This is a genomic window from Roseinatronobacter ekhonensis (assembly GCF_900499075.1).
Taxonomy (GTDB): Bacteria; Pseudomonadota; Alphaproteobacteria; order Rhodobacterales; family Rhodobacteraceae; genus Roseinatronobacter; species Roseinatronobacter ekhonensis.
On sequence record NZ_UIHC01000001.1, the window covers coordinates 174229 to 199035 of the forward strand.

At 62.4% G+C, this 24807-nt stretch carries 30 protein-coding genes and 1 other RNA gene; 13 read left to right on the plus strand and 18 right to left on the minus strand.

The features are described from left to right. Positions 1-4 precede the first annotated feature (4 nt). Positions 5-157: a hypothetical protein gene (locus tag ROE7235_RS20045; RefSeq protein WP_183073233.1), complete on the minus strand. Its 153-nt coding sequence runs from the start codon at positions 155-157 to the stop codon at positions 5-7. A 2-nt stretch (positions 158-159) separates the two neighbouring features. Here ROE7235_RS20045 and ROE7235_RS00860 point away from each other — a divergent pair, with 2 nt between their 5' ends. Then, on the plus strand, positions 160-456 hold the full coding sequence (locus ROE7235_RS00860; protein ID WP_121092759.1) for a hypothetical protein: 297 nt from the start codon (positions 160-162) through the stop codon (positions 454-456). Between the two features lie 23 nt (positions 457-479). Here ROE7235_RS00860 and ROE7235_RS00865 read toward each other — a convergent pair whose 3' ends face one another. After that, the gene (locus ROE7235_RS00865) at positions 480-1727 is read right to left on the minus strand and encodes a sarcosine oxidase subunit beta family protein (RefSeq protein WP_121092760.1); all 1248 of its coding nucleotides are present in this window, start codon (positions 1725-1727) and stop codon (positions 480-482) included. A gap of 215 nt (positions 1728-1942) precedes the next feature. On the opposite strand from ROE7235_RS00865, the gene ccmI reads away from it, so the two are divergent. From ccmI to ROE7235_RS00880, 3 genes are all read left to right on the plus strand, one after another. Beyond that, positions 1943-3187 (plus strand): c-type cytochrome biogenesis protein CcmI, encoded by a 1245-nt coding sequence (gene ccmI, locus ROE7235_RS00870; RefSeq protein ID WP_121092761.1) that lies wholly within the window; start codon positions 1943-1945, stop codon positions 3185-3187. 47 nt (positions 3188-3234) lie between these two features. Next, positions 3235-3663, plus strand: a complete 429-nt coding sequence (ruvX, locus tag ROE7235_RS00875; protein ID WP_121092804.1) for a Holliday junction resolvase RuvX — start codon at positions 3235-3237, stop codon at positions 3661-3663. Between the two features lie 66 nt (positions 3664-3729). Continuing rightward, positions 3730-3954 carry a DUF1289 domain-containing protein gene (locus tag ROE7235_RS00880; RefSeq protein ID WP_121092762.1) on the plus strand — a complete coding sequence of 75 codons (225 nt, stop codon included), beginning with the start codon at positions 3730-3732 and terminating at the stop codon, positions 3952-3954. A 60-nt stretch (positions 3955-4014) separates the two neighbouring features. On the opposite strand, the gene ROE7235_RS00885 is transcribed toward ROE7235_RS00880, so the two are convergent. Genes ROE7235_RS00885 through ectA form a run of 4 tightly spaced genes read right to left on the minus strand, consistent with a single transcriptional unit; the run spans position 4015 to position 7784 of the window. Beyond that, positions 4015-5466 carry an aspartate kinase gene (locus ROE7235_RS00885; RefSeq protein ID WP_121092763.1) on the minus strand — a complete coding sequence of 484 codons (1452 nt, stop codon included), beginning with the start codon at positions 5464-5466 and terminating at the stop codon, positions 4015-4017. Between the two features lie 44 nt (positions 5467-5510). After that, the gene (locus ROE7235_RS00890; RefSeq protein ID WP_121092764.1) at positions 5511-5897 is read right to left on the minus strand and encodes an ectoine synthase; all 387 of its coding nucleotides are present in this window, start codon (positions 5895-5897) and stop codon (positions 5511-5513) included. A 5-nt stretch (positions 5898-5902) separates the two neighbouring features. Then, the gene (gene ectB / locus ROE7235_RS00895; protein WP_370743409.1) at positions 5903-7183 is read right to left on the minus strand and encodes a diaminobutyrate--2-oxoglutarate transaminase; all 1281 of its coding nucleotides are present in this window, start codon (positions 7181-7183) and stop codon (positions 5903-5905) included. A 58-nt stretch (positions 7184-7241) separates the two neighbouring features. Further along, positions 7242-7784: a diaminobutyrate acetyltransferase gene (gene ectA / locus ROE7235_RS00900; RefSeq protein ID WP_121092765.1), complete on the minus strand. Its 543-nt coding sequence runs from the start codon at positions 7782-7784 to the stop codon at positions 7242-7244. Between the two features lie 260 nt (positions 7785-8044). On the opposite strand from ectA, the gene ROE7235_RS00905 reads away from it, so the two are divergent. Continuing rightward, the gene (locus ROE7235_RS00905; RefSeq protein ID WP_147434146.1) at positions 8045-8530 is read left to right on the plus strand and encodes a MarR family winged helix-turn-helix transcriptional regulator; all 486 of its coding nucleotides are present in this window, start codon (positions 8045-8047) and stop codon (positions 8528-8530) included. 31 nt (positions 8531-8561) lie between these two features. Here ROE7235_RS00905 and ROE7235_RS00910 read toward each other — a convergent pair whose 3' ends face one another. Genes ROE7235_RS00910 through surE form a run of 3 tightly spaced genes read right to left on the minus strand, consistent with a single transcriptional unit; the run spans position 8562 to position 11175 of the window. Next, positions 8562-9689: a peptidoglycan DD-metalloendopeptidase family protein gene (locus tag ROE7235_RS00910; RefSeq protein WP_121092767.1), complete on the minus strand. Its 1128-nt coding sequence runs from the start codon at positions 9687-9689 to the stop codon at positions 8562-8564. 59 nt (positions 9690-9748) lie between these two features. Beyond that, complete coding sequence (locus tag ROE7235_RS00915; RefSeq protein ID WP_121092768.1) at positions 9749-10393, minus strand: protein-L-isoaspartate(D-aspartate) O-methyltransferase; 645 nt, start codon at positions 10391-10393, stop codon at positions 9749-9751. Then, a complete protein-coding gene (surE, locus tag ROE7235_RS00920; protein WP_121092769.1) occupies positions 10390-11175 on the minus strand; it encodes a 5'/3'-nucleotidase SurE in 786 nt (261 codons plus the stop codon). Before surE ends, ROE7235_RS00915 begins: the two co-directional genes overlap by 4 nt. A 117-nt stretch (positions 11176-11292) precedes the next feature. Between surE and rnpB the strand changes: the two genes are divergently transcribed. After that, positions 11293-11681, plus strand: an RNA gene (gene rnpB, locus ROE7235_RS00925) — RNase P RNA component class A. Between the two features lie 58 nt (positions 11682-11739). Then, entirely contained in the window at positions 11740-13176 is a 1437-nt protein-coding gene (locus ROE7235_RS00930) for an exopolysaccharide biosynthesis polyprenyl glycosylphosphotransferase (protein ID WP_121092770.1), read from the plus strand. Between the two features lie 21 nt (positions 13177-13197). On the opposite strand, the gene ROE7235_RS00935 is transcribed toward ROE7235_RS00930, so the two are convergent. From ROE7235_RS00935 to ROE7235_RS00945, 3 genes are all read right to left on the minus strand, one after another. Continuing rightward, positions 13198-13494 carry an FtsB family cell division protein gene (locus ROE7235_RS00935; RefSeq protein ID WP_121092771.1) on the minus strand — a complete coding sequence of 99 codons (297 nt, stop codon included), beginning with the start codon at positions 13492-13494 and terminating at the stop codon, positions 13198-13200. A gap of 113 nt (positions 13495-13607) precedes the next feature. Beyond that, positions 13608-13823, minus strand: a complete 216-nt coding sequence (locus tag ROE7235_RS00940; RefSeq protein ID WP_121092772.1) for a hypothetical protein — start codon at positions 13821-13823, stop codon at positions 13608-13610. A 3-nt stretch (positions 13824-13826) separates the two neighbouring features. Next, positions 13827-15017, minus strand: a complete 1191-nt coding sequence (locus ROE7235_RS00945) for a phosphoglycerate kinase (protein WP_121092773.1) — start codon at positions 15015-15017, stop codon at positions 13827-13829. Positions 15018-15156: 139 nt separating this feature from the next. Between ROE7235_RS00945 and ROE7235_RS00950 the strand changes: the two genes are divergently transcribed. Together ROE7235_RS00950 and ROE7235_RS00955 are read left to right on the plus strand one after the other, a co-directional pair. Further along, complete coding sequence (locus ROE7235_RS00950; RefSeq protein WP_121092774.1) at positions 15157-15663, plus strand: peptidylprolyl isomerase; 507 nt, start codon at positions 15157-15159, stop codon at positions 15661-15663. Further along, entirely contained in the window at positions 15656-16270 is a 615-nt protein-coding gene (locus ROE7235_RS00955; RefSeq protein WP_121092775.1) for a peptidylprolyl isomerase, read from the plus strand. Before ROE7235_RS00950 ends, ROE7235_RS00955 begins: the two co-directional genes overlap by 8 nt. 67 nt (positions 16271-16337) lie before the next feature. Here the strand turns inward: ROE7235_RS00955 and ROE7235_RS00960 are convergent, their stop codons facing one another. The 6 genes from ROE7235_RS00960 to ROE7235_RS00980 form a co-directional block, all read right to left on the minus strand. Next, the gene (locus ROE7235_RS00960) at positions 16338-16733 is read right to left on the minus strand and encodes a DUF4168 domain-containing protein (protein WP_121092776.1); all 396 of its coding nucleotides are present in this window, start codon (positions 16731-16733) and stop codon (positions 16338-16340) included. Between the two features lie 98 nt (positions 16734-16831). After that, positions 16832-18013, minus strand: a complete 1182-nt coding sequence (locus ROE7235_RS00965) for a vWA domain-containing protein (RefSeq protein ID WP_121092777.1) — start codon at positions 18011-18013, stop codon at positions 16832-16834. 4 nt (positions 18014-18017) lie between these two features. After that, positions 18018-18182, minus strand: coding sequence for a hypothetical protein (locus ROE7235_RS20050; protein ID WP_183073231.1), 165 nt, complete (start codon positions 18180-18182; stop codon positions 18018-18020). Positions 18183-18199: 17 nt separating this feature from the next. Then, a complete protein-coding gene (locus ROE7235_RS00970) occupies positions 18200-19552 on the minus strand; it encodes a DUF2927 domain-containing protein (RefSeq protein ID WP_121092778.1) in 1353 nt (450 codons plus the stop codon). After that, positions 19549-19983, minus strand: a complete 435-nt coding sequence (locus tag ROE7235_RS00975; RefSeq protein WP_121092779.1) for a GNAT family N-acetyltransferase — start codon at positions 19981-19983, stop codon at positions 19549-19551. The genes ROE7235_RS00970 and ROE7235_RS00975 overlap by 4 nt, the downstream gene beginning before the upstream one ends. Positions 19984-19986: 3 nt before the next feature. Then, a complete protein-coding gene (locus ROE7235_RS00980; RefSeq protein WP_121092780.1) occupies positions 19987-20829 on the minus strand; it encodes an AAA family ATPase in 843 nt (280 codons plus the stop codon). Between the two features lie 200 nt (positions 20830-21029). Here ROE7235_RS00980 and dksA point away from each other — a divergent pair, with 200 nt between their 5' ends. The 4 genes from dksA (at position 21030) to trpB (ending at position 24572) form a co-directional block, all read left to right on the plus strand. Next, complete coding sequence (gene dksA, locus ROE7235_RS00985; protein WP_121092806.1) at positions 21030-21452, plus strand: RNA polymerase-binding protein DksA; 423 nt, start codon at positions 21030-21032, stop codon at positions 21450-21452. A 96-nt stretch (positions 21453-21548) separates the two neighbouring features. After that, positions 21549-22694 carry an FAD-dependent monooxygenase gene (locus ROE7235_RS00990; protein WP_121092781.1) on the plus strand — a complete coding sequence of 382 codons (1146 nt, stop codon included), beginning with the start codon at positions 21549-21551 and terminating at the stop codon, positions 22692-22694. Continuing rightward, positions 22691-23275 (plus strand): retropepsin-like aspartic protease family protein, encoded by a 585-nt coding sequence (locus ROE7235_RS00995; protein ID WP_121092782.1) that lies wholly within the window; start codon positions 22691-22693, stop codon positions 23273-23275. Before ROE7235_RS00990 ends, ROE7235_RS00995 begins: the two co-directional genes overlap by 4 nt. 70 nt (positions 23276-23345) lie before the next feature. After that, a complete protein-coding gene (gene trpB / locus ROE7235_RS01000) occupies positions 23346-24572 on the plus strand; it encodes a tryptophan synthase subunit beta (RefSeq protein ID WP_121092783.1) in 1227 nt (408 codons plus the stop codon). Positions 24573-24807 lie beyond the last annotated feature (235 nt).

The window sequence follows — 24807 nt, forward strand, 5'->3', positions numbered from 1 at the left end:
CCCATCAATGCGCCACCCCCGCCGCCACGCTTTCGTCAATGAAGCGCCCCTCGCGGAAGCGGTGCATACTGAACGCCTCCGCCAGCAGCCCCGGTTCACTTGTGGAGAAATCAGTCTCGGCGTCAGCGAAACAATAGGCCCAGGTCAGGATCAGCATGGATGCGTTCCCCGGCAGTTGAATTGAAGGCGGCCAGATGTGATGATACCGTGACGGAAATGCTGGCGCAAAAGGGTCACGACATGGATTGGGGCTGGATTGGCTTGGGCTTTGTGTTCGTGTGTCTTATCGCCGGGCTGGTTTTGCGGATCAAAGAGATCAAGCGCACCGGTATGACCGGATGGACCCACAATAACGCACAGATCTGGGCCGCGGATGCCTCTGCGCGTGAGGCCGAGCGCAAGGCCAAGGCTCTTCGTGCCGCGCAAAGCGACCGTCCGGACCAGCGCGATAGCTGATTGCAGCGTTTGCGTCTCGGCCATCAATGCGCCACCCCTGCCGCAACGCTTTCGTCAATGAACCGCCCCTCGCGGAAGCGGTACATGCTGAACGCCTCGGCCAATGGTCCCGGCTCGCCGTTGGCGACCAGTTCGGCCATGGCATAGCCGGACCCCGGCGTGGCCTTGAACCCGCCTGTACCCCAGCCGCAATTGATAAAGCAGTTGCCCAAGGGCGTTTTCGAGATGATGGGCGAGCGGTCGCCGGTCATGTCCACGATCCCGCCCCATTGGCGCAGCATTTTAAGGCGCGACACCATCGGGAAGGTTTCGACCAAAGCGCGCACCGTTTCCTCTATGTGGTGCCACGAACCGCGCTGCGTGTAGTTGTTGAACCCGTCCGCGCCGCCGCCGATGACCATTTCGCCCTTGTCGGATTGCGACATGTAGCCGTGCACGGTGTTGGCCATGACCACCACATCCATACAGGGTTTGATGGGTTCCGACACCAGCGCTTGCAACGCGACTGATTCCACCGGCAGACGAAAGCCCGCCATATCGGCCAGCGCGCCCGAATGGCCCGCAACCACGATGCCCAGCTTCTTGCAGCCGATGGTGCCCTTGGTGGTGTTGACCGCCGTTACCTCGCCGCCGACAGATTCGACGCCCGTGACCGCGCATTGCTCGATCACATGCATGCCCATGTCGGAACACGCCCGCGCATAGCCCCATGCCAGCGCATCATGCCGCGCAGTGCCCGCGCGCGCCTGCCACAGCGCGCCCAGAACCGGGTAGCGCGGGCCGTCCAGGTTGATGATCGGGACCAGCTTTTTCACCTCTGCGGGCTGGATGAAGCGGGTTTCCACCCCTTGCAGGGCATTGGCGCGCTCGGTGCGCAGGTAGCCACGCTTTTCGTGTTCGGTCTGGGCCAGCATCATCACGCCGCGCGGGCTGAACATGACATTGTAGTTCAGATCCTGCGACATGGTTTCATACAGGCTGCGCGATTTTTCATAGATCGCGGCAGACGGGTCTTGCAGGTAGTTTGACCGGATGATCGTGGTGTTGCGGCCTGTGTTGCCGCCGCCCAACCAGCCTTTTTCGATGATCGCTACGTTCTTGATGCCGTAGCGCTTGCCCAGAAAATACGCCGTAGCCAAGCCATGCCCACCCGCGCCAACGATGATCACGTCATAGGATGCGCGCGGCTCCGGGCTGGCCCAGGCGCGGCCCCAGCCGGTATGCTGGCGAAACGCCTCTCGGGCGATGGCGAATGCGGAATAATGTTTCATGGGCGGACACTCCGAGCTCTTGCTGTCTTCTGGACCAGTGGCGCAGAGCGCGGTTATCCAGAAACGTCATGTTCAGGGCGAAAACCGAAATCGTCCTGTGCCGCGGCGCATGGTCGCATTCGGGGGCGGGCTGACGTGTCTGTGACCCGTTTTCGCTTTTGCGCGTCTGTCTGGAAGGTTACAGAACTGAAGGAGATACGGGAAGGGCACCACAGATGACATTTGGCCAGATCGCAGGCTTTGCGCTGATATTGCTGATGGTGGGTGTGGTGCTGTGGCGCGCCGTGTCGCGCGCTGGGCGGCAGGCAGAGGCTGCCAACGGGCAAGAACGCGCCATGCGCGTCTACCGCGACCAACTTGCCGAGATTGACCGCGATCTGGCGCGCGGGATCATCCCTTCGGATGAAGCAGAGCGCACCAAGCTGGAAGTGCAACGCCGCATTCTGGAACTGGACCGCGATGCGCGGGGCGACCGGCAGGCCGCCGGGTCCGGCCCGCGTCTGGCTGCTCTGGGCGTATTGGCGGTCATGCTGGCCGGTGCCGTGGGTGTGTATTGGTCCGTGGGCGTGCCGACCTATCCCGACATGCCACTGCTGGACCGCCACGCGCAGGCGCAACAGGCCCGCGCGGACCGCCCCGGACAGGCAGAGCTAGAGGCGCAATATGCCGAAGCCTTCCCCGGTCCGTTCGAGTTTCAGGGGCGCGACCAGTTGGAGCCGATGGTCCAACAGTTGCGCGAGGCGCTTGTCACCCGGCCAGAGGATGCCACCGGCTTTCGTTTGCTGGCGCAGAACGAGGCGCGGCTTGGCAATTACCGCCCCGCGATCGAAGCGCAGTTGCGGGTGATCGAACTGGCAGAGGACCGTGTGCCGGTCGACGATCTGGCCTACCTGCTGGACCTTATGGCGTTGGCCACGGGCGGGATCGTGTCGCCCGAACAGGAGGCGGTCATCGAACGCATTCTGCGCAGTGACCCCGAAAACCCGATTGCGTTGTATTACTCGGGGCGGCTCTATGCCCAGACGGGGCGGCCCGATCTGACCTTCCGTTTGTGGCGGCGCCTGCACGACGTCAGCGCGCCCGATGCGCCATGGCTGGAAGAGGTGCGCGCCGCGCTGCCGGAACTGGCCCAGATTTCCGGTGCGCCGCGCTACCAGTTGCCTCCGCCGCCCAGCCCGCGCGGGCCGTCCGCCGCAGACATCGAGGCCGCGCAGGACATGACGCCCGAGCAGCGCCAAGAGATGATTGCGGGCATGGTCGATGGCATGCTGGCCCGCTTGGCGAACGAAGGCGGTCCGCCGCAAGACTGGGCGCAACTGCTTCGGGCCTTGGGCGTGCTGGAGCGGCGCGATCAGGCCTCTGCGATCTTGCAAGAAGCACGCACCGTATTCGCTGCCGATGAGAACGCCTTGGCGTTGATCAACGAGGCCGCGCGCGCCGCCGGATTGACGGGCGAGTGAGCACGCTGCACGACGACATCGGCAATTTTGCCGCCGCGCTGCCGCCCATGCGGGCCGTGGCGGGGTTGGACCTTGGTGACAAGACCATCGGGGTGGCGGTGTCGGACCGGATGCTGTCCATCGCCTCGCCTTTGCAAACCATCCGGCGCAAGAAATTTGGGCTGGATGCGGCGGCGTTGCTGGCCATCCTCGACGCGCGAGAGATTGGTGGGATTATCCTTGGCCTGCCACGCAACATGGACGGCACCGAGGGGCCACGCTGCCAGTCGACCCGCGCTTTCGCGCGCAACCTGTCGCGGCTGACCGACCGACCTATCGGGTTCTGGGATGAGCGGCTGTCCACTGTTGCCGCCGAGCGCGCGCTGCTGGAGGCAGATACATCGCGGCGCCGACGCGCTGAAGTGATCGACCATGTTGCCGCCGGTGTCATTCTGCAAGGTGCGCTGGACCGGCTGGCCGTTTTGCGGCGCGGCTGATCCGGGGGCTTTCCTTTCGCACGAGGCGGTCTTATTTCGACAGAACCAATGTAGCAGGGCGGCCCCATGACAGACGAGATTTGGAAACGCGACGAGGTCGAAAGCCCCTGCGTCAAGATCTGCATCATTCAGCCCGAATCGCGGCTGTGCACCGGCTGTCTGCGCAGCCTTGACGAAATCGCGGGCTGGTCGCGGATGGGGGCCGCCGAGCGACGCGCGATCATGGATGCTTTGCCTGCGCGCGCCCCCGCGTTGGCAAAACGGCGCGGCGGTCGCGCAAGGCTACGCTGACCGGAATGCAAAAGGCGCGAGGAGCCCCCCGCGCCTTTCGTCACATCAAACAATACATGCTCAGGCGACCCGCAGTTGGGCCCCGGTCGACGCTTTGTTGGGCGCCCGGCGTTTACTCGTTGCGTTGCTGACAAGCGTGTCGTGCAGCGCCTTTATGGCGCGGTCCATATCGTCTCGCGGCAGCAGAAATTGCACCTCTATGCGGCGCAAACCCTGTTGCGCGGCCAAGGGGCGCACGCCCGCTGCGTCCAACGCCTGCAAGCCTTGGCTAAGCACGGAAACTTCTGACAGGTCAGACCCGATCACAGCAACCATGGCCAAGGCACGGGTGCTGATTTCGGCGTTGGGGTAGGTTTTCTGAACCTCTTGCTCGGCGCGGCGCAGTGCTTTCAGCGACCCGTCAATGTAATGCGTGATCGTGTTGGCATTGGACTGTTTCGACACAATCCAAAGGTTGTGCCGCGTCAGCGCCGACAGGATCGTCGCGTCATAGCCCTTGACACCAACCATGTCCGGTTCGTGCACTTCGAAAGCCTGCACGGGCAGACCTGTGATCATCTCGACGCGGTTCGCTTCGCCGCCCTCGGGCCCGATCAGCGTGCCGGGGTCGTCCGGTTCAAAGGCGTGTTTCACCCGCAAGGGAACGTCAGCCCGGCGCAGCACGCGCGCGGCGTTGGGGTGGATCGCTTCCATGCCAAGGTTCGACAATTGGTCCGCCACATCATAGCTGGTGCGACCGATCTTGCGGACGGCGTCCACGCCCACGATTTTCGGGTCGGCCGAAGACAGGTGGAATTCCTTGTGGATGATCGCCTCTGCCGCCGACGTTTGCGCTGCCAGATGGGCGAAGACCACTTCCGAATAGCCACGGTCGTATTCGCGCATCAGCCCTTCGGAGCATTGCGCGTAGCCCGTCACGATGGGCAGTTCCGCCGTCAGGTCAATCCCCGCCATCGCTTGCGTCAGCCGCGCGTTCAGCGTGGGGTTTTCTTCGTCGCGCCAGCCGGACAGGTCAACGAAACGGGCATTCACACCGTTGCGCTGCAACAGAAGCGTGGTGACAAAGGCGGAATGCGCCTCTCCCATGCCGGACAGAAGTTCGCGCAGCGTCATCATCTGCTGGTCAATGCGGAAATGACCGTAGCTGCCAAGTCGCTGCAAATCCAGCATGCAGGCGCGCGCGCCTTCCATGCGGTCGCGCACGAAAGCGTCGGCGCGCTCGCGGTCGCCATCATGGGTCAGAATTTCGGCATGCGTGGCGCACATCGATTCTGCCGTGTCGCGCAGCGCATCCACCCAGCCCGCGCCACTGTCGTCATTGGCAAAACGCGCATATATACCGGGCGATCCGGTTTTCTTGTGTTCCAGCAGCTTGTTGGTAATCCCGCCAAAGGCAGAGACGACGAACACGCGGTTATAAATCGCCTTGGGGTCGTGCAAGAACAGCGCATCAACCAGTTCGGACGCGCGGCTCATGCAGGTGCCGCCGATTTTCTCGACTGTATGGGTCATGGATGTGTTGGCGGGCAGCTTTTCACCCCCGCCGCCTGTTGTTTTCAGGAATCTTCCAGTGCGTAGGAACCGTCTTCGCGGTGTACTTCGGTGCCGGTGATCGGCGGGTTGAAGCAGCAGGCAAAGACCATTTCGGTCCGGCAGCGCAGCGTGTGCTTGTCGTGCTGGTCTAGGGCGTACATCACGCCGGGGCGCAATTCGTGCACCTCGCCGGTGGCCATATCCTCGATACTACCCTCGCCAGAGACACAGTAGACGCTCTCGAAGTGGTTCTTGTAGTGGAACGTGTGCTCGGACCCGGCCTCTATGGTGGTGATATGGAAGGAAAACCCCATCCCGTCACCCGCCAGAAGCAGACGGACCGATTCCCACCGCTCGGCGCTGACGCGGCGGTCGGTGGTTTTTTCTTTGTGAAAGTCGCGAATGATCATGCGTATTACTCCGCTGCGATTTTGGTTGCCGGACGGTGAACCTGCACCGCAGCTTCCAACACGTCCAGACCTTTGGCGAATTGCGCCTGCGGGATTGTCAGCGGCGCCAGCACCTTGACCACTTCGTCATGCGCGCCCGAAGTCTCGATGATGAGCCCGTGCTGGAAGCAGGTCGCGCAGACCGCTGCCGCCATCTCGCCACAGCCGACATCGATGCCCTGCATCATGCCGCGCCCTTTCAGGCTGGCGCCGGGAATATGGCTGGCAATCTTGCTCAGACGCTCGGTCAGGAATGCGGATTTTGCTTCGGTCTGTTTCTGGAACTGGTCATCGGCCCAGAACTTCTCCAGCGCCACGCGGGCGGTAACAAACGCATGGTTGTTGCCACGGAACGTGCCGTTGTGCTCAGCCGGTTTCCAGACATCAAGATCCGGGCGGATCAGCAGACCGGCAAAGGGCAGGCCCATGCCCGACAGCGATTTCGCCAGCGGGATCAGGTCGGGCTGCACACCCATCCCTTCGAAGCTGAAGAACGGACCGGTGCGGCCGATGCCGGATTGGATGTCATCCATGATGACCAGCGCGCCGTGTTCGCGGGCCAACTCTTGCAGGCCTTTCAGAAATTCGGCACTGGCCGCGTTCAGGCCACCTTCGCCCTGCACGGGTTCGATCAGAAACGCCGCAGGCGCGTCGATCCCGCTGGACGGGTTGGCCAGCATTTCGCGGATCAGCGACAGGCTGTCGACACCTTCCATCGCACCCTCGAACGGCATACGTACCACGCCCGAAAGCGCCATGCCTGCCCCGCCGCGCTTGCCAGCATTGCCGGTCGCGGCCAGCGCGCCCATGGTCATGCCGTGGAAGCCGTTGGTAAAGGCCACGATGGTTTCGCGCCCGGTTGTCTTGCGGGCCAGCTTCATCGCGGCTTCGACCGCGTTGGTGCCTGTCGGGCCGGTGAACATGAATTTGTAATCCATGCCGCGCGGCTCCAGCACAATACGCTCGAACGCGTTCAGGAAGTCTTCCTTCGCGGTCGTGTGCATGTCCAGACCGTGGGCGACGCCATCGGCCATGATATGCTCCATTAGCGCGGCTTTCATATCTCCGTCGTTATGGCCGTAGTTTAACGACGAACAGCCCGCCAGAAAATCCGTGTATTCGCGTCCGGCAGAATCGGTCAGCGTAGCGTTCTGCGCCTTGGTGAAGCTGACGGGAAACGCACGGCAATAGCTGCGTGCTTCGGATTCGCGGCGCTCATAAATATCGGTCATGGAACCATCGGTCATGGGATGTCCTTTCAGGAATGTCGGGTTTGGGGGCAGGGGCGGGGGCGCGATGCGCCCCTCAGGCCACCAGCCGCAGCCGCTTGCGCGGCAGGTCGATCGTCACAAGGTGTTCGGTTGCGTGCTGCCCGTCCAGATGGGCCTCATGCTCGTAATGTGGCGCGTCTGACAGCGGCGCACCCATGTCGCGGGCAAAGCTGCGGAACAGCCCCCAGCTTGCTTCGTTGCTGCGCGTAATGGTGGTTTCCAACTTGGAGACCTGCGCACAAGCCGCGCGTTGCAGCAACGCACGCAGCATACGCTTGCCAAGGCCCAGCCCACGCGCATCGGCATGCACAGCCACCTGCCACACAAAGATTGTGTCGGGGGCATCGGGCGGAATGTGGCCAGAGATCCAGCCCAGCACCTGATCGCCGCGTTCGGCAAGGATGCAGGTCTCTGCGAAATGGTCGCACTGGACAAGGTTCATATACATGGAGTTCTGGTCCAGTGGCGCACACTCCGCCACCAGCTTCCAGACGGAAGCGCCGTCGGTCTTGGTCGGCTTGCGCAGATGCAGAAGGTCCTGCTCGTCGGCCTGATCGAATGTTACGTCCTTCGCCATGGGTATGATGGCCTCTGTTGTTTCGTTGTGCGTAATATATGGGGTGTGGCCAGCTTTATCAACCCGAAGTAATTTTATTCCCCAAAGCCCTTCAATGCTCAGAAAATAAAAGGAAAATTGGGGCTGAATCGGAAGATAATTTAGCGAAGCAAAGTTTTTTCTTTGCAGGAAAGAATTGTTAATAAAACTATATAGCACGGGCAGGCTTGCCTTTTGCGTGGGCTAAGGGCAAGATCGTCAAGCTTTTTTCGGAGGCTTTGGTGCTAGAACGTTCATCCGACACACTGATCGCGCTGCGGCGAATCCTGCACACATTGGAAGGCAATGAACGCGCCATGGCGCGGGCGTCGAATCTGACACAAGCGCAGCTTCTCGTGCTGCACAGCCTGCGCCGAAACGGTCAGGAAATGCCGCGCGACATTGCGCGTGCGCTGGGCGTGGGGCAGGCGACGATTTCGGTGCAGATTGACCGGCTGGAAGCGCGCGGCCTTGTCCGGCGCGAGCGCCGTCAGGCCGACAGGCGCGCGGTCTGGGTTATTCTGACCGATGCCGGGCGCGCCCTGATAGAGCAGACGCCGGACCCGCTGCACGACCGTTTTACCAAGCGGTTCGAGCAGTTGGCACCGTGGGAACAGGCCATGCTGTTATCCGCAACAGAACGCCTGTCCGCGTTGTTTGACGCCGAAAACGCCACGCCCTTCCCTCCGGCAGAAGCTGCGCCCGAAAGCCCCGTGCGCGTGTCGTGATTCGACCGATCTGATGGCGCGGGATGCGCCGTCAGTTCAGGTATTTCATCGGATCGACGCTTTCCTGACCATTTCGCACTTCGAAATGCAGGAAGCTGGGATCGCCCGCGGCAACCTTGGCAATGCTCTGACCGCGCGACACGCGCGCCCCTTTCTCGACCGCAAGCGTGTCGATATTGGCATAGACCGTCAGCAGGTTGTTGGCATGGCTCAGGACAAGGATGTTCACGCCCGTGGTGGTCTTGGTCACAGCCGCCACACTGCCTGCCTGAGCCGCGCGGACAGACGTGCCTGCGCTTGCGGCAATGCCAATGCCATCGTTGCGTCCCGGCGCATAGGCGCGGATGATCCGGCCATCCACCGGCATGGCAAAACTGGTGGCCGCGGGCGTTTCGGTGCGTTCCTGCGCCAGGTCCGGCGATGGCGGGCGCGCCTCTTCGGCTGCTTGCGCGGCCATGTCTGCGGGCGGCGCGGGTTCAGGCATCGGGGTAGATGCGGAGGGCGGCGGCGGCGTTGGCGTTCCGCTTCCGGGCTGGGTGACGGGCTCTGGTGCCGCGCGGTCCAGTTGCGCGGCAACCGGAATCATCAGCACTTGCCCCTCGCGCACTTCCATTTCGGGATTCAGGCCGTTCCAGTCGGCCAGCGCGCGGGGGCTGACGTTGTACAATCGGGCGATCTGGAAGGCGGTCTCGCCGCGTTCCACGCGGTGGCGTGTCGGCTGCGGGCCGTCAGAGCCTGCTGCGGGCGCGGGCGTCGATACCCCGCCTTCGGCTCGGTTGATCGCGTTTTCGGCCAGCGTGGTAACGGCAATGTCGCCGCCGGTGGCGACCTTGCTGGGCAGGGCCAGAACTTCGCCCGCGCGCAGCGCGGTGTCGGGTGTCAGCGCATTGTAGCGTGCCAGTTCCACCGGGTTTTGCCCCAGCCGCTGCGCCACGGTCTGCACGGTATCGCCGCCGCGCGCGACGACCACTTGGTAATCGGGATAGGAGATCACGCCGCGCGCATCGGCGCGCGGGCGGTCCGCACTGGCCTGACGCGCGGCATCGGCGGTCGAAAAGCCGTTCGACGCATTGCGCATGTCGAAATCGAAATCGCCGCAGGCGGTCAACCCCAGCAAGACAGCCCCTGATAGTGCCAAGACCGGACGTGTGTTTGCCATGTCCCCGTTTACCTTCTGCTCTGGCGCGGCGGCCGTTTCCGGCTCTGCACGTATGGGCCCTAGCCCAGCCCCTCTACAAGGGGCACAAAACGCACTGCGCGCAATTCCTCATACTCGAACCCGTTTTCCAGCCGATGCACCCGGATCAGGTTTTGCACCGTATCCGACTGACCGACAGGAACAATCATGATACCGCCTATCTTGAGTTGCGCCAAGAGAGGGCCCGGAGGGTCCTCTGCGGCTGCGGTCACGATAATGCGATCAAACGGGGCCTGATCCGGCAACCCGTGCGACCCGTCCGCCACGATGGACGTGATATTCACCAAGCCCAACGCATCGAACACCGCCTGGGCCTGCCGTGACAGCGCGCGGTGGCGTTCGACCGTATAAACCCTGCGCGCAAGCTGGCTTAGGATCGCGGCCTGATAGCCAGAGCCGGTGCCCACCTCCAGCACCTTGTCGCGAGGGCCGACACCCAGCGCTTCGGTCATCAGCGCCACGACGGATGGCTGGCTGATCGTCTGCCCGCAAGCGATGGGCAGCGGGGTATCCTCAAAGGCACGATCGCGGAAAATACCGGTCAGAAAGGCAGACCGGTCGATCTTTTCCATCGCCGACAGAATGCGCGCCTCTGTCACCCCGCGCGAGCGCAGGGTGTAGATGAAACGCATGCGCGCTTCCATCTGGTCAGGCGCGTCACTCATTCCAGCGCCTTTCGCACATCCTCTAGCGCGTCATCGGCTGTCAGGTCGGCGCGCATGGGGGTGATAGAGATATAGCCGTCCAGATTTGCCGCTGCATCGGTGCCCGGCGCGGTCGGCATGTGCTGCGGTCCGCCCTTGATCCACAAGAACCGGCGGCCCGAAGGCGACATCTGCGGCTCTACCCCAAAGAAGGTGTCTTTGCGGTAGCCTTGCCGTACCACCTTGGTGCCCTTGACCGCATCGCGCGCGATGGGCGGAAAATTGACGTTGTAAAACAGGCGGTAATCGTCTTGGTCCCACGGCGCGCGGTCCAAGAGCGCGCGCACCACCGCCTCGCCATGGCCTGCGGCCGCGTCGAAGGGCGACGGCAGGTCTTCGGTTTCCGGGCCCATGAATTGCGACAGTGCGATTGCGGGCAATCCCTGCAACGCGGCTTCCATCGCGCCGCCGATCGTACCGGAATAGAGCACGTTTTCCGCAGCATTGTTGCCGCGGTTCACGCCCGACAACACCAGATCGGGGCGCGCGCCTTGCAGCACGTCATAAAACCCGGCCAGTACGCAATCTGCGGGGCTGCCCTCGGCGGCATAGCGGCGGTGGCCCAGCTTGCTGAGCAACATCGGGTGAGTGTAACTGATGCAATGGCCGACGCCAGATTGCTCGAATGCGGGCGCCACGACCCAGACCTCTCCTTCTGGTCCGGCAATTCGGTTTGCAATCTCTTCCAGCACTTTCAGGCCGGGCGCGTTGATCCCGTCATCATTCGTTACCAGAATTCGCATGTCTGCCCCTTGATTGCCCTGCGTCTTGCTTAGTGCAGGGCGCGTATGCCGACAAGGGGGGGCGCGTGGTCAACGCCATTGACCCGCGCGCGTGCGCAGCATATGCGCAAGCCCGATGCGGATGGTCGGATGACCGCGGGGGCGCGCCCTCGAGGAAAGTCCGGGCTCCATGAAGCGACGGTGCCGGGTAACGCCCGGCCGGGGCAACCCGAGGGACAGCGCCACAGAGAACAGACCGCCATGCATGCATGGCAAGGGTGAAACGGTGGGGTAAGAGCCCACCGCGGGACGGGCAACCGGACCGGCATGGCAAGCCCCACCGGGAGCAATGTCGAATAGGGACTTCACGCGGGGCCGGTCCGTCAGGATACCGCCGCAGGGCCGCTTCAGCCCGAGGTCCGGGTTGGCAGCTTGACCCCCGCGCGCAAGCACGGGGGCAGATGAATGGTCATCCAGGGGGGCGCAAGCCTCCCGGACAGAACCCGGCTTACAGACCATCCGCATCTTCACGCACCCTTAATGGGTGGCCTGTATTGTCGTGGCCAATAGCAAGCGTGGGCAATTATGCAGCAAATACCGGCGGGTTCACTGGGTTTGGGGGCAGACCCCCTTGTCGTGGCGCAACGGCGGATCACGCCTGCACGGCTGGTGGCCTTGGCGCGGCTGGGCGAATGGTGTCTGGCGCTTGGGGCCCTGACCTTAGCGGGTTTCTTGCAGGGGCTGGCCGATATGCCGCTTGCAAGCGCCGCGCCTGCCATCGCAGTGGGCCTGTCGGGGCTTTGGCTGGGGATGCTGCTGTCGCGGCCCGCGCCCGCCGCGCCCTTGGGTGGCTATGACCACCCGCGTGCGGCATGGCTCTGGGCGGTGCTTGCCGTTTTGGGCGTGTCGGGTCTGGCATTTGCCCCTGTGTCGGGTCTGGGTTTGGCCGCTGCGGCGTCAGGGGCGGCGGCGGCGTGGCGTCTGGCGCTCGTGCCGCTCATCCGGGGCCTGGTGCAGAACGGGCGTCTTGGCCTGCGGGTGGTAATCGCCGGCGGCGGGGCAGAGGCGCGGACAACATTGCAGCATCTGGCACGCCTGCGCGGGCAAGGTGTCTCTGCGCTGGGCGTGTTTGATGACCGCGATGGCGCGCGCTCTCCGCCTGTCCAGCTTGGTGTGCCGCGCCTTGGGCGTATTGCCGAATTACCGGAATTCACACAGCGATATCCGGTGGATATGGTGATTGTCACCATGCCACCGCGCGCAGAAGAGCGGATATTACAAATCCTGGACCCGCTCTGGGTGCTGCCCCTCGATATTCGTTTGGCACCGCATGACAGCAAGCTCGGCTTGCATCCGCGCAGCTACCGCTGGCTTGGCGATTTGGCGCTTCTGGACCTGTTCGACCGGCCTTTGCGTGCGCGCGATGCCGTGTTCAAACGCATCTTCGACCTGAGCATCGGCGCAGCGCTGACCACACTGTCGCTGCCTCTCTTGGCGCTGATCGCGCTGGCGGTCCGGCTGGACAGCCCCGGCCCGGTCCTGTTTCGGCAACACCGCGAAGGGTATGTTGGCGCTGCGTTCACGGCACTGAAGTTTCGGAGCCTGCATCACGCACAGCGCGATGACGGCGCGGTGATGTCCGTTGCACAAGGGGATCCCCGCGTAACCCGCGTCGGGCGGTTTCTGCGCCGCAGTTCGCTGGATGAGTTGCCACAACTTTTCAACGTGCTGGCAGGTGATATGTCGCTTGTCGGGCCGCGCCCGCACGCGGTGGGCGCGCGCAACCGCGATCTGGAATTCGCCAAGGCCGCCGCAGGCTATGCCGCGCGCCACAAGGTCAAGCCGGGCCTGACAGGGTTGGCACAAGTGCGCGGGTTTCGCGGCGCGGTCGAACACCCCGAAGATATTCGCCGCCGCCTGGCCTGTGATCTGGAGTATATAGCAACATGGTCGCCATGGCTGGACATCCACATTCTGGCGCGCACCCTGCCTGCCGTCCTCTCCGGCGAAAACGCCTATTAGCGCAGGCGCAACGGGTTCAGCCTAGCGGATCATCACCTCGTCGGGCCGTGCCAGCCCCAGAACATCGCGCGCGCGCTCATCCAGCAGGTCAAGATCCAGAAAATCATCCGACAGGCGCGCGGTCTTGTTTTGCAACGCGGCAAGTTCGGTTTCCAACCGATCACGCCGGACAACCAATTCGGCGTTTTCCGCCTGCACCTGCACGCGGTTGAACAGCCCGAAACTGCCCTGAACCGCCGCGAAGGTGAAATAGAGCGCAAGCACCGACGCCATGCCAAAGAAAAACAGCGCGCCGATCGCGGGTCTTGTTCTACGCATGGAATATCCTGCTCGAATGCCTGTTGTGCCGCTTATGCTCGGCTCGTCTAGATCATGCCATAAAATCAGCGGCAGGGGAATCCCCGCGCGCACGGCTTTTGCGATCCGAAGGCTCAGGTCAGGAATATTCCCGCGACAACCATCATAAGCCCCAAGGTGGACACTGCCAAAGCCGCGAAATTGACCAGAACCGCCTTGTGCATTCGGCGGCGCAGGGTTGCCTCATCCAATTCAGCGCGGCGCAACCGCACCACATAGACGATGCACCAGACGAGCGCTGCAACACCGGCCAGCGATACCACGGCGCCGGCCCAAACAATCATGTCCATGGCTCATATCTCCAGCGCGGCGACACCGGGCAGGGTTTTGCCTTCGAGCCATTCCAGAAACGCGCCCCCGGCGGTCGAGACGTAGCTGAACCGCTCAGCCGCGCCCGCCTTGTTCAACGCCGCGACAGTGTCACCGCCACCCGCAACGGAAATCAGCGCGCCCGCCTCGGTGCGCTCCGCGGCAGCTTGGGCCGCAGCGTTGGTCGCCATGTCGAACGGCGTGATCTCGAATGCACCTAGCGGGCCGTTCCAGACCAGTGTTCGGCATTGCGCGAACAGTTCCGAAATTGCGGCCACTGTGTCCGGGCCCGCGTCCAGAATCATCGCATCAGCCGGGCATTCCCCGACCGGAACGGTTTCTGATGCGGCCCCTTCGGCAAATTCGCGCGCCACAACGATATCGCGGGGCAGGTGGATGGTGCAGCCCACCCCCTCGGCCTTTGCCATGATCTCTGATGCGGTGTCGGCCATGTCGCGCTCTGCCAGTGATGTCCCGATCTCGACCCCTTGCGCGACCAGAAATGTGTTCGCCATGCCGCCGCCGATGATCAGATGGTCCACCCGTCCGATCAGGTTCGACAACAAGTCAAGTTTGGTCGACACCTTGGCCCCCCCGACCACCGCTGCAACGGGGCGTTCGGGGCTGCCGAGCGCCTTTTCCAGCGCGGTCAGTTCTGCCGCCATCAACCGCCCGGCGCAGTTTTCCATAACGTCCGCAATGCCAGTGGTCGAGGCATGCGCCCGATGCGCTGCCGAAAACGCGTCATTCACGAAGATGTCCCCAAGTGCGGCCATGCCGGCTGCCAGCATCTTGTCGTTCTTCTCTTCGCCCGCGTGAAACCGTGTGTTTTCCAACAACAGCACGTCGCCCGCCGCCATGGCGGCGACGGCTTTTTTCGCGGGCATACCGATGCAATCTTCTGCAAAACCAACGGGCTGGCCAAGCGCCTCTTCCAGCGCCGGGCGGACCAATGCCAGCGACATTTCTGGCACGCGCTTGCCTTTGGGGCGGTCGAAATGTGCCAAGAGCACGACTTTTCCGCCCGCTTCCGTGATATGGCGTATCGTTGGCAAGATACGTTCAATGCGCGTCGCGTCGGTCACGCGCTCCCCCGCCATCGGCACGTTTATATCCACCCGCACCAGCGCGGTGCGGCCAGCGAAATCCATGTCGTCGAGCGTGTTGAAAGCCATATTGTCCCCCGGTCTGGTCTGGCGCTATGTGGCGCGAAACCCGGCGCGGGGTCAATGGTCGCGGGCGCCCTGAGGGGGCTTTTCCTTGGGGGCCAGCCCGATTAGGGTGCATGCTAACTTAACCTTTAGGAGTTCGAGCATGGCCGATATCAAAGACCCGGAAAACACCATCCTGATGGAGCTGAAGGACGGCACCGTCATCATTGAATTGCTGCCCGATGTCGCACCCGGCCATTGTGCGCGCATGAAGGAGCTGGCGCGCGCGGGCAAGTATGACAACGTGGTGTTCCACCGTGTCATCGACGGCTTTATGGCGCAGACAGGCGATGTGGCCAACGGCAACACAGAGGTCGCTTACAACCCCGGTCGCTGCGGCACCGGCGGGTCCGATCTGCCCAACCTGAAAGCGGAATTTTCCGGTGTCCCGCATGACCGTGGAACGCTTGGTGCGGCCCGCTCGCAAAACCCTGACAGCGCGAACAGCCAGTTTTTCATCAATTTCGGGGACAACCATTTCTTGAACCGGCAATACACCGTCTATGGTCGGGTCATTTCGGGGATGGAACATGTCGATGCGATCTTGCGGGGCGAACCTCCTGCGAACCCCGATAAAATGCTGAGCGTAAAGGTGGCCGCAGATGCGTGACAAGCTGATCTTCGCGGGTCTTTTCGCGGCGGGTCTGGCTATTCTGGGCGCGTCCTGGTGGAACCTGAACAGCGTAAGTGCGCAAACCACGGTGCCAGAGGAACATGACGGCCCGGTCATGGTGATCGAGGTCGCGGGCGAGGCGAATGGTGTCATCCGTATCGCCCTGCGTGATGATCTGGCCCCCAACCATGTAGAGCGGATTGTCACGCTGGCGGAAAACGGCTCCTATGATGGGGTGGTGTTTCACCGTGTGATCGAAGGCTTCATGGCGCAGACGGGCGACGTGGAACACGGGCGCAGCGATAGTAATTCGCGTTTCTGGGGCATGGGCGGGTCTGACCTGCCGGACCTGCGTTCAGAGTTCACGGATGAGACATTCGCCCGCGGCGTTGTCGGTATGGCACGTTCACAAAACCCGCATAGCGCCAATAGCCAGTTCTTTATCATGTTCGCGCCCGCGCCGCATCTGAACGGGCAATACACTGTCGTGGGACAGATGATTGACGGCTATGACGTGCTGGACAATATCAAGCGCGGCACTGGTGGAAATGGCGCGGTTGTCGGGACGCCGGACCGCATGGCCAACGTTACGATAGAGAAATAAGCGCTTGTAAAGAATAACAAAAGGCCGGTCGCATAGCCCGGCCTTTTGCGTTGAACAATGGTGGCGCTTACTGCTCTGGTGCCTGCTCGCGCAGGCGCGACTCGAGCTGTGCTGCGATCTCGGGATCGGCACCGGCAGCTTCACCGATTGCAACATATTCTTCCAGCGTAATGCCTTCGGCATTTTCGACTGCTTGCACAATTGCTGCATTCGCTTCTTCAATCAGGCTTTGCTGTGCGGCTTCGTCCTCCATCGTTTGAAGCTGCGCGACATAGGTGCTGCGCACCTCATCGACCGCCAATGCAGCCACCACGAACGAATCCAGCTTGTCGGTGTTTTGCACAAGAAGCGCGCCATCGGGCTGGGCTTGAACGGGTTGGTCTTGCGCCATTGCAGCGGGCGCGGTCCCCACGGCAAGGCCAGATGCCAGAAGCGCGGCGGTCAAAGTCGTTTTGAAGGTCATCAAGTCTCCTGTTCTGCACGGATCATTCCGCGTCACAGCACAGGTAGGGGCAGGGGCTGTGCCGTGCAAACCGATGCGGCAAGAAAATGCCGATCCAGTCAGCCCAGCAGCTTCACACCGCGCGAGAGCCCGTCGAGCGTCATGGGCACCATGCGCCCCTCAAAAATCTGCGAGATCATCTGCGTCGATTGCGTGTAGCGCCAATGCTGCTCTGGCGCTGGATTGATCCAAAGATGCTCCGGCCACTGCGCGCGTGCGCGCTCGAGCCATGTCTGCCCGGCTTCTTCGTTCCAATGCTCGTTCGCACCGCCGGGCAGGGCGATTTCATAGGGCGACATCGCCGCATCGCCGACGAAAATGCACTTCCAGTCGCTGCCATAGCTGCGCAGCAAATCCCATGTCGGCAGACGTTCTGTCCAGCGCCGCGCATTGTCGCGCCAGACGAATTCGTACAGGCAGTTATGGAAATAAAAATGTTCCATATGTTTGAATTCGGCCCGCGCGGCGCTGAACAGGTCTTCGACCGCGCGTACATGGTCGTCCATCGACCCGCCGATATCCAGCAATAACAAAACCTTGACCGCATTGCGCCGCTCCGGGCGTGTGCGCACATCCAGCCAGCCCTGTTCTGCGGTGGCGCGGATGGTGCCGTCCAGATCCAGTTCCTGCGCTGCTCCGTCGCGCGCCCATTTGCGCAAGCCTTTCAGCGCGACCTTTATGTTGCGCGTGCCCAGATCGCGGTCGCCATCCAGATCGCGGAATTCGCGCTTATCCCAAACTTTCACTGCGCGGCGGTGGCGCGAGCGGTCCTGCCCGATGCGCACGCCCTCTGGGTTGTAGCCATAGGCGCCAAAGGGCGATGTGCCCGCCGTGCCAACCCATTTATTGCCGCCCTGATGCCGCGCTTTTTGCTCTTCCAGACGCTGTTTCAGCGTCTCCATCAGCTTGTCGAACCCGCCAAGCGCCTCGACTTCGGCCATGTCTTCGGGCGACAGGGATTTTTCGGCCAGCTTTTCCAACCAGTCGCGCGGCAGGTCCATTGCCTGCACCATGTCGTCCAGACCAATCGCCTCCAGCCCTTCGAAACTGGCAGCGAAGGCGCGGTCGAACCGGTCCAGATGGCGCTCGTCTTTCACCATCGCGGCGCGGGCGAGGTAGTAGAACCCGTCTATGTCATAGGTCGCCAGCCCCGCCAGAACGCCTTCCAGAAAGCCCAGGAATTCGCGCGGGCTGACCGGCACCTGATGGGCGCGCAAGGCTTGGAAGAAGGGCAGGAACATGGGGCTAGAGCACCTTTTCGACCCCAATGGTCACAAACAGCCCCAGAAGCCCGCCTGCGATAAACCCCACGCCCACATATTGGGCAATGTCCATACGGTTGCCGCCGCGTTTGGCGGCGTTGCGCCACCCCAACGCAGCCCCAAGGATCATTCCGCCGATAACGATCATTCGTCAGTGCCTTTCCGTTAGGGCCGCGCCAGGAGCGCAATTTCGTCGCGCCGCGCTGCCGCCGCCTTGTCTGACCCAAAGCCATATAGTGCATAGGGTCCGGCGTCACGGCGCAAACGGTCGGCTTGGGCGGTGTTGCCCTGTGCCGCCAAAGCCTGCGCGCGCAACAGCATAAGCGAGGATAACAACGCCCCGTTTTCAGCGTTTTTCGCGGCGGTCATGGCCCGCGCCGTCAGGTCCAGAACAACGCTATATTGTTTGGCGCCAAGGGCTTGGGCGGACAAGTGCAGGTCCACATAAGCGCGCGCCTTGGCCCCGTCCGGCAAAGCTCCGTATAGCCGCGACGCCTGTATAAGTGCCTCTAGCGCTTCTGCCCCGCGCGCGGGTGGCGCAAAGCGCGCGGCCAGAAACAGGCTAAAGGCCAAGCGCGCGTCCTGCCACCCCGCATCCACTGCAAGGCCGAGTGCGCGACTTGCCAGCGTATAGCTGCGTGCCGGGGCCGGTGCAGACAGCGCGCCTTCGACCGCGTCGACCCAATCGCGGCTTGTCGGGCTTGGGGCAGCCGCGCTACCACGCGCGCCACGCAGATTCAGACGCGCCAGAATGGCTGGCAAGCGGCGTGCAACCTCTGCCTTGCTCATACCAGAGCGCAGCGCTGGGTCGTTCCACGCACGTAGGACCAGCATGTCATACCCGGTCAGCACTGTTTGGAAATTGTCGTCATTCCAGACGGTTCCGGCAATCCGGTACAGGTCGTTGAGCGGGCCAAGTGCCTGCGCCACTTCCTCGTGCAGGCAGTCGCGCATTTCCTGCACGGTTGCATCGGACGGCGCGACGACCAGAACACGTTTGCGTTCGACGGTTTCTGCCCAGTTCGGGCCTGCGCCACGCAAGCTGCTGCGGAATTCGTCCCATGACGCGACGTTCGGGACCACGAAGCAACTGGCATCGGGCACCGACCGGCGCATCGTGGCGCGGGGCACGAACTCGACCGTAATGTTGGCCGGACCGTCTTGACGGCGAATATCCAGCCCGGCTTCACGGCGCAGGCGCGCCAGAAGGCGATCGGTTTCGACCGCGGCCAACGGCGGCAAGGTCCCCGTCAGCCGCAGGGTGATGGCCCCTTCGAAGCGTGACAATTGTGCAATCTCGCGTCCAGACTCCAGCGCGAATCCAAGTTCCAGAATGTCGAGGACAATCTGCGCGTTGGGTGTCTGGGTGGGTTGCGGCTGCGGCGCGCCGAACAAGGCTTGCGAACTCAGCGCGCGGGTTTGCAATGCCATATCCGGCGCCGGCCCCAAGGATGGCGGCGCGGCACAACCGGTCAGGATCAGCGCGAGCGATAAAGCGCGGAACAGGTGGCCGGTCATGCCGGGCGCGTGTATTTGATGAACGGGGTCAACTGGCCCACGCGGTCATAAAGCTGTCGCGCCTGCGTGTTGAAATCCTGCGTTGTCCAATACACGGCGGGGCGGCCACGGGAATCGGCCAGCGCGTAAACCGCTTCGATCAGCGCTCGCCCGACGCCAGTGCCGCGCGCCTCTGGCAGGGCAAACAGGTCTTGCAGATAAGTCACGCCCTCTGGCCGCCAGCTATGCGCGTGAAACACCACATGCGCCAGCCCCAGCAACCGCCCGTCTTGTTCTGCCACCAGCGCGCACATGTCATTTTCCAACAGAAGCGCCGCAAAGGTCGCATCGTATGTTTCGCGGGGCAGGGCGGTTTCGTAGAAGGTCAGATAGCCGTTCCACAGCGCATCCCATTGCGCGCGGTCGGTTTTTTCCAGCGGGCGGATCTGCATGACCTAGCGCCCCTGCCGCCGCGCCATAAAGGCAAGCCGCTCGAACAGATGCACATCCTGTTCATTTTTCAACAAAGCCCCGTGCAGCTTGGGCAAAGCGCCGCCACTATCGCGGCGCAATTCCTCGGGCGAGAGGTCTTCGGCCAGAAGCAGTTTCAACCAGTCCAGCACCTCTGATGTGGAGGGTTTTTTCTTTAACCCCGGCGTCTCGCGGATTTCGAAAAACTGGGTCAGCGCGGTTTGCAACAATGTTGGTTTTATGTCGGGAAAATGCACCGCAACGATGGATTTCAGCGTGTCCATGTCGGGAAATTGAATGTAATGGAAAAAGCACCGGCGCAGGAACGCATCGGGCAGGTCTTTTTCATTGTTCGACGTGATGATGACGATGGGGCGGTGCCGCGCCCGGATGGTTGCGCCCGTCTCGTATACGAAGAATTGCATCTGGTCCAATTCCTGCAACAGGTCGTTCGGAAACTCGATATCGGCCTTGTCGATTTCGTCGATCAGAAGGACGACGCGTTCGTCTGTCTCGAATGCCTGCCACAGCTTGCCTTTGCGGATGTAGTTCGACACATCCTCTACCCGCGCATCGCCCAACTGGCTGTCGCGCAGGCGCGAGACGGCATCGTATTCGTACAAGCCCTGCTGCGCGCGCGTGGTCGATTTGATGCCCCATTCAATGATTGGAACGCCCAAGCTGGCGGCAATCTGGCGGGCAAGTTCGGTCTTGCCGGTGCCCGGCTCTCCCTTCACCAGAAGCGGGCGTTGCAGCGTGATCGCGGCATTGACCGCCATCGTCAGATCATCGCCCGCGATATAGTCGCTGGTGGAAGAAAACCGCATAACTCACCCATCTGCCCGCTGCCTTGCGGCAAACTAGCCTGCGCGCAGCGGCGCGGCAAGGTCGCGTGCAGCCTCGGGCAGGAAAGCGCGTGACAATACCCGCTGCTTGCGGTATCCGGCCCGCGAGGGCGCGGAATATGGGTGAAGTCATGCACGAAGACCTCAAGACCTATGACGCCGCAGAGATCGGGGAACAGGTCATGAAAACTGAAATCTTTCTACCAGAAGACTACCGTCCGGCAGAGGACGAGCCGTTCATGAACGAGCTTCAGGTCGAGTATTTCCGGCGCAAGCTGCTTGCGTGGAAAGACGACATCATGAAGGGCAGCGCGGAAACGCTGGCGGAACTGGCGCAAAGCAGCCGGGCCATTCCCGACATTGCCGACCGGGCCTCAGAGGAAACCGACCGCGCGCTGGAATTGCGCACCCGCGACCGTCAGCGCAAGCTGGTCGCCAAGATCGATGCGGCGCTGCGGCGGATCGAATCCGGCGATTTCGGCTATTGCGAGATGACGGGCGAGCGTATCTCGCTCAAGCGGCTCGACGCGCGCCCCATCGCCACGATGACCCTGCAAGCGCAGGAAGCGCATGAGCGCAAAGAGCGGGTCCACCGCGACGATTGACCATTTTGCCACGTTGCGTGGCAGGCTGGCAACAAGGCACAACGGGGCATCGGGGCGCGGCATCGCACCCGGTGCCTTTTTTGTCGAGGAGAGGTGATGACGCTGACAGGCAAAACGGTGGTGGTTGTGGGCGGCGGCATTGGCGGTCTGGCCGCGGCGATCGCTCTGCGCGACCGCGGGGCCAAGGTCACGCTGCTGGAGCAGGCGGGAGCCTTCCGCGAGGTGGGCGCGGGCATCCAGATCAGCCCGAACGGCGCGCGCGTCTTGCAGGCTTTGGGTGTTGCGCCGGAATCCTTGCGCGCGCAGGCCGTCACGTTGCGAAATACCAAGGGCGCGCAGGTGCTACGCATGGATTTGCCGCAATCTGGCGCTGGGTTCCACCTGGTTCACCGGGCCGATTGCGTGGCTGCTTTGGCAGCGCGCACGCAGGACATTGAAACACGATTCAACGCTCAGGTGGTTGCGGTCGATACCGACGCAGGCCGCGTCACGCTGGCAGGCGGCGCCGAGTTGGAGGCCGATCTGGTTATCGGGGCAGACGGGCTGCATTCGGTGCTGCGCGCCGCGTTGAACACTGTGGCAAAGCCGTTTTTCACCGGCCAAGTGGCCTGGCGTGCAACTATAGACGGCAACCCAGATGATCCCGAAGAAGTGCAGGTTTTCATGGGTCCTGGGCGACATCTGGTCAGTTATCCGTTGCGCGGCGGCAGTTTGCGCAACCTTGTCGCGGTAGAGGAACGCAAGGATTGGGCGGATGAAGGCTGGAACCACCCCGACACCCCGGTCAATCTGCGCCGCGCTTTCGCTGGTTTCGGCGGGCCGGTGGCGCACTGGCTGGCTCAGGTCGACAAGGTCTATCTGTGGGGGCTGTTCCGCCACAAGGTTGCAGCCAACTGGCACGCGGGCCGCGTGGCACTGCTGGGCGATGCCGCGCATCCCACGTTGCCGTTTATGGCCCAAGGCGCGAATCTGGCGCTGGAAGATGCCTATGCCCTTGCTATGGAACTGGAGCGCGCGCCCGACCTGTCCACGGGTCTGGCCGCCTATCAGGACGCGCGACGGGGCCGCGCCGCCCGCGTGGTCGAGGCTGCGAATCGCAATGCGCGCAACTACCATCTGCGCGCGCCGGTCGCGCCCCTTGCCCACATGGCTCTGCGGCTGTCACAACGCTTTGTGCCCGACGCGCCCTTGCGCCAGTTCGGTTGGATCTATGACCATGACGTGACCAAGGGGGCCGCATGAGCACCGATGATGTGATGCAACTGGTGTATCTGAGCATTTGGGGTGTGGTCCTGATCGGCTATCTGCTGGTCGCCCGCGCCACGAATATCGGTCAAAGCCTGCGTCATGCGGTTTTGTGGGGCCTGATTTTTGTCGGGGTCGCGGCGGCTTTCGGGCTGTGGGAAAACTTGCGGGACACCCGCCGCGCCACCGTGACCGGAGATGGCGAAATCGTGCTTCGGGCGGGGTCTGACCGGCACTTCAAACTGGACTTGCGCGTCAATGGCACGCCGGTCGAGTTCATTCTGGACACCGGCGCGTCGGATATTGTGCTATCACAGGCAGATGCCGCGCGTGTGGGGTTCAACCCCGACACGCTGCCGTATCTGGGGCAGGCGCGGACCGCCAATGGCGTGGTCGGGCTGGCGCGGGTGGAGTTGTCAGAGGTCGTGCTGGCCGAAGGTGGCTTGGAATTCCGGGATACCGATGTGCCCGCATTCGTGAATGAGGGCGTGCTTGATGTGTCGCTTCTGGGCATGGGGTATCTGTCGCGCTATGCGCGCATTGCGATCGAAGGGGACAGGCTGATCTTGCAGCGCTGACCCGCTTCGGGCTTGTCTGGACAGGGTTGCGGCGCTAGGACTCTGCAAGCTTTCGAAAGGACCAAGCGCCATGCCCGATGACCTGATGAATTCCTACATGACCGGCCCCGATGAACAGGGCCGTTTCGGCATCTATGGCGGGCGTTTCGTGTCGGAAACCCTGATGCCGCTGATCCTGTCGCTGGATGCAGAGTATGAACGCGCCAAAACCGACTCAGAATTCTGGGCCGAAATGGATGATCTGTGGACGCATTATGTCGGCCGTCCCTCGCCTTTGTATTTTGCCGAGCGCCTGACACACTATTGCGGCGGGGCTAAGATTTACCTGAAACGCGACGAGTTGAACCATACCGGCGCGCATAAGATCAACAATGTGCTGGGACAGATTTTGCTGGCGCGGCGCATGGGCAAGACCCGTATCATTGCCGAAACGGGTGCGGGGCAGCACGGCGTGGCCACCGCGACGGTTTGCGCGCGGTTTGGGCTGAAATGCATCGTCTATATGGGCGCACATGATGTGGAGCGTCAGGCGCCTAACGTTTTCCGCATGCGCCTGCTTGGGGCCGAAGTTGTGCCCGTCAGCTCTGGCCGCGGAACTTTGAAAGACGCGATGAATGACGCGTTGCGCGATTGGGTGACCAATGTGCGTGACACATTCTATTGCATTGGGACGGTGGCGGGGCCGCACCCTTATCCGGCCATGGTGCGTGATTTCCAGTCGATCATCGGCAAGGAAACCCGCGAACAGATCATGGCGCAAGAGGGGCGTCTTCCCGACACTCTGGTTGCCGCTATTGGCGGCGGCTCGAACGCGATGGGGCTGTTCTACCCGTTCCTTGATGACAAGGAAGTGGGCATTATCGGGGTCGAAGCCGGCGGGCGCGGTGTCAATGACAAGATGGAGCATTGCGCGTCATTGACCGGCGGGCGCCCGGGCGTTCTGCACGGCAACCGCACTTACCTGTTGCAGGATGAGGACGGCCAGATTCTGGAAGGCCATTCCATCAGCGCCGGGCTGGATTATCCCGGCATTGGTCCGGAACACGCCTGGCTGAAGGATGTGGGCCGCGCAGAATATGTCAGCATCACCGATGACGAGGCGCTCGCGGCTTTCCAGACATGCTGCGCGCAAGAGGGTATCATACCGGCGCTGGAACCCAGTCACGCGCTGGCGCATGTGTTGAAAATTGCGCCAAAGCTGCCGACCGACCATCTTCTGGTGATGAACATGTGCGGGCGTGGCGACAAAGATATTTTCACCGTGGCAAAGCATCTGGGCTTTGAAATGGGGGCATAAACTTAAGTTTATGGCCAAAATATAAACCTCTGCCCGATAGATTGCGCCCGCGCCCTGTCGTATCGAATGGGTGTCCGAGGAAGTTTCAGCCTCGGGCACTCGTTGTTCTAGAGCGCGTCCGGTTTGACCAGATTCAGGATTCCCTTACTTCATGATCCATGATTCCATGTCTTTGAGCAGATATGGAGATAACAGATGGGCAAACCACATCCACTTGCGTTGCGAGAGCGCGTTG

What these genes read in the sequence shown, in the direction of transcription:
- ROE7235_RS20045 (WP_183073233.1), bottom strand. Translation starts at nt 157, where the DNA reads ATGCTGATCCTGACCTGGGCCTATTGTTTCGCTGACGCCGAGACTGAT.
- ROE7235_RS00860 (WP_121092759.1), top strand. Translation starts at nt 160, where the DNA reads ATGCGTTCCCCGGCAGTTGAATTGAAGGCGGCCAGATGTGATGATACC.
- ROE7235_RS00865 (WP_121092760.1), bottom strand. Translation starts at nt 1,727, where the DNA reads ATGAAACATTATTCCGCATTCGCCATCGCCCGAGAGGCGTTTCGCCAG.
- ccmI (WP_121092761.1), top strand. Translation starts at nt 1,943, where the DNA reads ATGACATTTGGCCAGATCGCAGGCTTTGCGCTGATATTGCTGATGGTG.
- ruvX (WP_121092804.1), top strand. Translation starts at nt 3,235, where the DNA reads ATGCGGGCCGTGGCGGGGTTGGACCTTGGTGACAAGACCATCGGGGTG.
- ROE7235_RS00880 (WP_121092762.1), top strand. Translation starts at nt 3,730, where the DNA reads ATGACAGACGAGATTTGGAAACGCGACGAGGTCGAAAGCCCCTGCGTC.
- ROE7235_RS00885 (WP_121092763.1), bottom strand. Translation starts at nt 5,466, where the DNA reads ATGACCCATACAGTCGAGAAAATCGGCGGCACCTGCATGAGCCGCGCG.
- ROE7235_RS00890 (WP_121092764.1), bottom strand. Translation starts at nt 5,897, where the DNA reads ATGATCATTCGCGACTTTCACAAAGAAAAAACCACCGACCGCCGCGTC.
- ectB (WP_370743409.1), bottom strand. Translation starts at nt 7,183, where the DNA reads ATGACCGATGGTTCCATGACCGATATTTATGAGCGCCGCGAATCCGAA.
- ectA (WP_121092765.1), bottom strand. Translation starts at nt 7,784, where the DNA reads ATGGCGAAGGACGTAACATTCGATCAGGCCGACGAGCAGGACCTTCTG.
- ROE7235_RS00910 (WP_121092767.1), bottom strand. Translation starts at nt 9,689, where the DNA reads ATGGCAAACACACGTCCGGTCTTGGCACTATCAGGGGCTGTCTTGCTG.
- ROE7235_RS00915 (WP_121092768.1), bottom strand. Translation starts at nt 10,393, where the DNA reads ATGAGTGACGCGCCTGACCAGATGGAAGCGCGCATGCGTTTCATCTAC.
- surE (WP_121092769.1), bottom strand. Translation starts at nt 11,175, where the DNA reads ATGCGAATTCTGGTAACGAATGATGACGGGATCAACGCGCCCGGCCTG.
- ROE7235_RS00930 (WP_121092770.1), top strand. Translation starts at nt 11,740, where the DNA reads ATGCAGCAAATACCGGCGGGTTCACTGGGTTTGGGGGCAGACCCCCTT.
- ROE7235_RS00935 (WP_121092771.1), bottom strand. Translation starts at nt 13,494, where the DNA reads ATGCGTAGAACAAGACCCGCGATCGGCGCGCTGTTTTTCTTTGGCATG.
- ROE7235_RS00940 (WP_121092772.1), bottom strand. Translation starts at nt 13,823, where the DNA reads ATGGACATGATTGTTTGGGCCGGCGCCGTGGTATCGCTGGCCGGTGTT.
- ROE7235_RS00945 (WP_121092773.1), bottom strand. Translation starts at nt 15,017, where the DNA reads ATGGCTTTCAACACGCTCGACGACATGGATTTCGCTGGCCGCACCGCG.
- ROE7235_RS00950 (WP_121092774.1), top strand. Translation starts at nt 15,157, where the DNA reads ATGGCCGATATCAAAGACCCGGAAAACACCATCCTGATGGAGCTGAAG.
- ROE7235_RS00955 (WP_121092775.1), top strand. Translation starts at nt 15,656, where the DNA reads ATGCGTGACAAGCTGATCTTCGCGGGTCTTTTCGCGGCGGGTCTGGCT.
- ROE7235_RS00960 (WP_121092776.1), bottom strand. Translation starts at nt 16,733, where the DNA reads ATGACCTTCAAAACGACTTTGACCGCCGCGCTTCTGGCATCTGGCCTT.
- ROE7235_RS00965 (WP_121092777.1), bottom strand. Translation starts at nt 18,013, where the DNA reads ATGTTCCTGCCCTTCTTCCAAGCCTTGCGCGCCCATCAGGTGCCGGTC.
- ROE7235_RS20050 (WP_183073231.1), bottom strand. Translation starts at nt 18,182, where the DNA reads ATGATCGTTATCGGCGGAATGATCCTTGGGGCTGCGTTGGGGTGGCGC.
- ROE7235_RS00970 (WP_121092778.1), bottom strand. Translation starts at nt 19,552, where the DNA reads ATGACCGGCCACCTGTTCCGCGCTTTATCGCTCGCGCTGATCCTGACC.
- ROE7235_RS00975 (WP_121092779.1), bottom strand. Translation starts at nt 19,983, where the DNA reads ATGCAGATCCGCCCGCTGGAAAAAACCGACCGCGCGCAATGGGATGCG.
- ROE7235_RS00980 (WP_121092780.1), bottom strand. Translation starts at nt 20,829, where the DNA reads ATGCGGTTTTCTTCCACCAGCGACTATATCGCGGGCGATGATCTGACG.
- dksA (WP_121092806.1), top strand. Translation starts at nt 21,030, where the DNA reads ATGAAAACTGAAATCTTTCTACCAGAAGACTACCGTCCGGCAGAGGAC.
- ROE7235_RS00990 (WP_121092781.1), top strand. Translation starts at nt 21,549, where the DNA reads ATGACGCTGACAGGCAAAACGGTGGTGGTTGTGGGCGGCGGCATTGGC.
- ROE7235_RS00995 (WP_121092782.1), top strand. Translation starts at nt 22,691, where the DNA reads ATGAGCACCGATGATGTGATGCAACTGGTGTATCTGAGCATTTGGGGT.
- trpB (WP_121092783.1), top strand. Translation starts at nt 23,346, where the DNA reads ATGCCCGATGACCTGATGAATTCCTACATGACCGGCCCCGATGAACAG.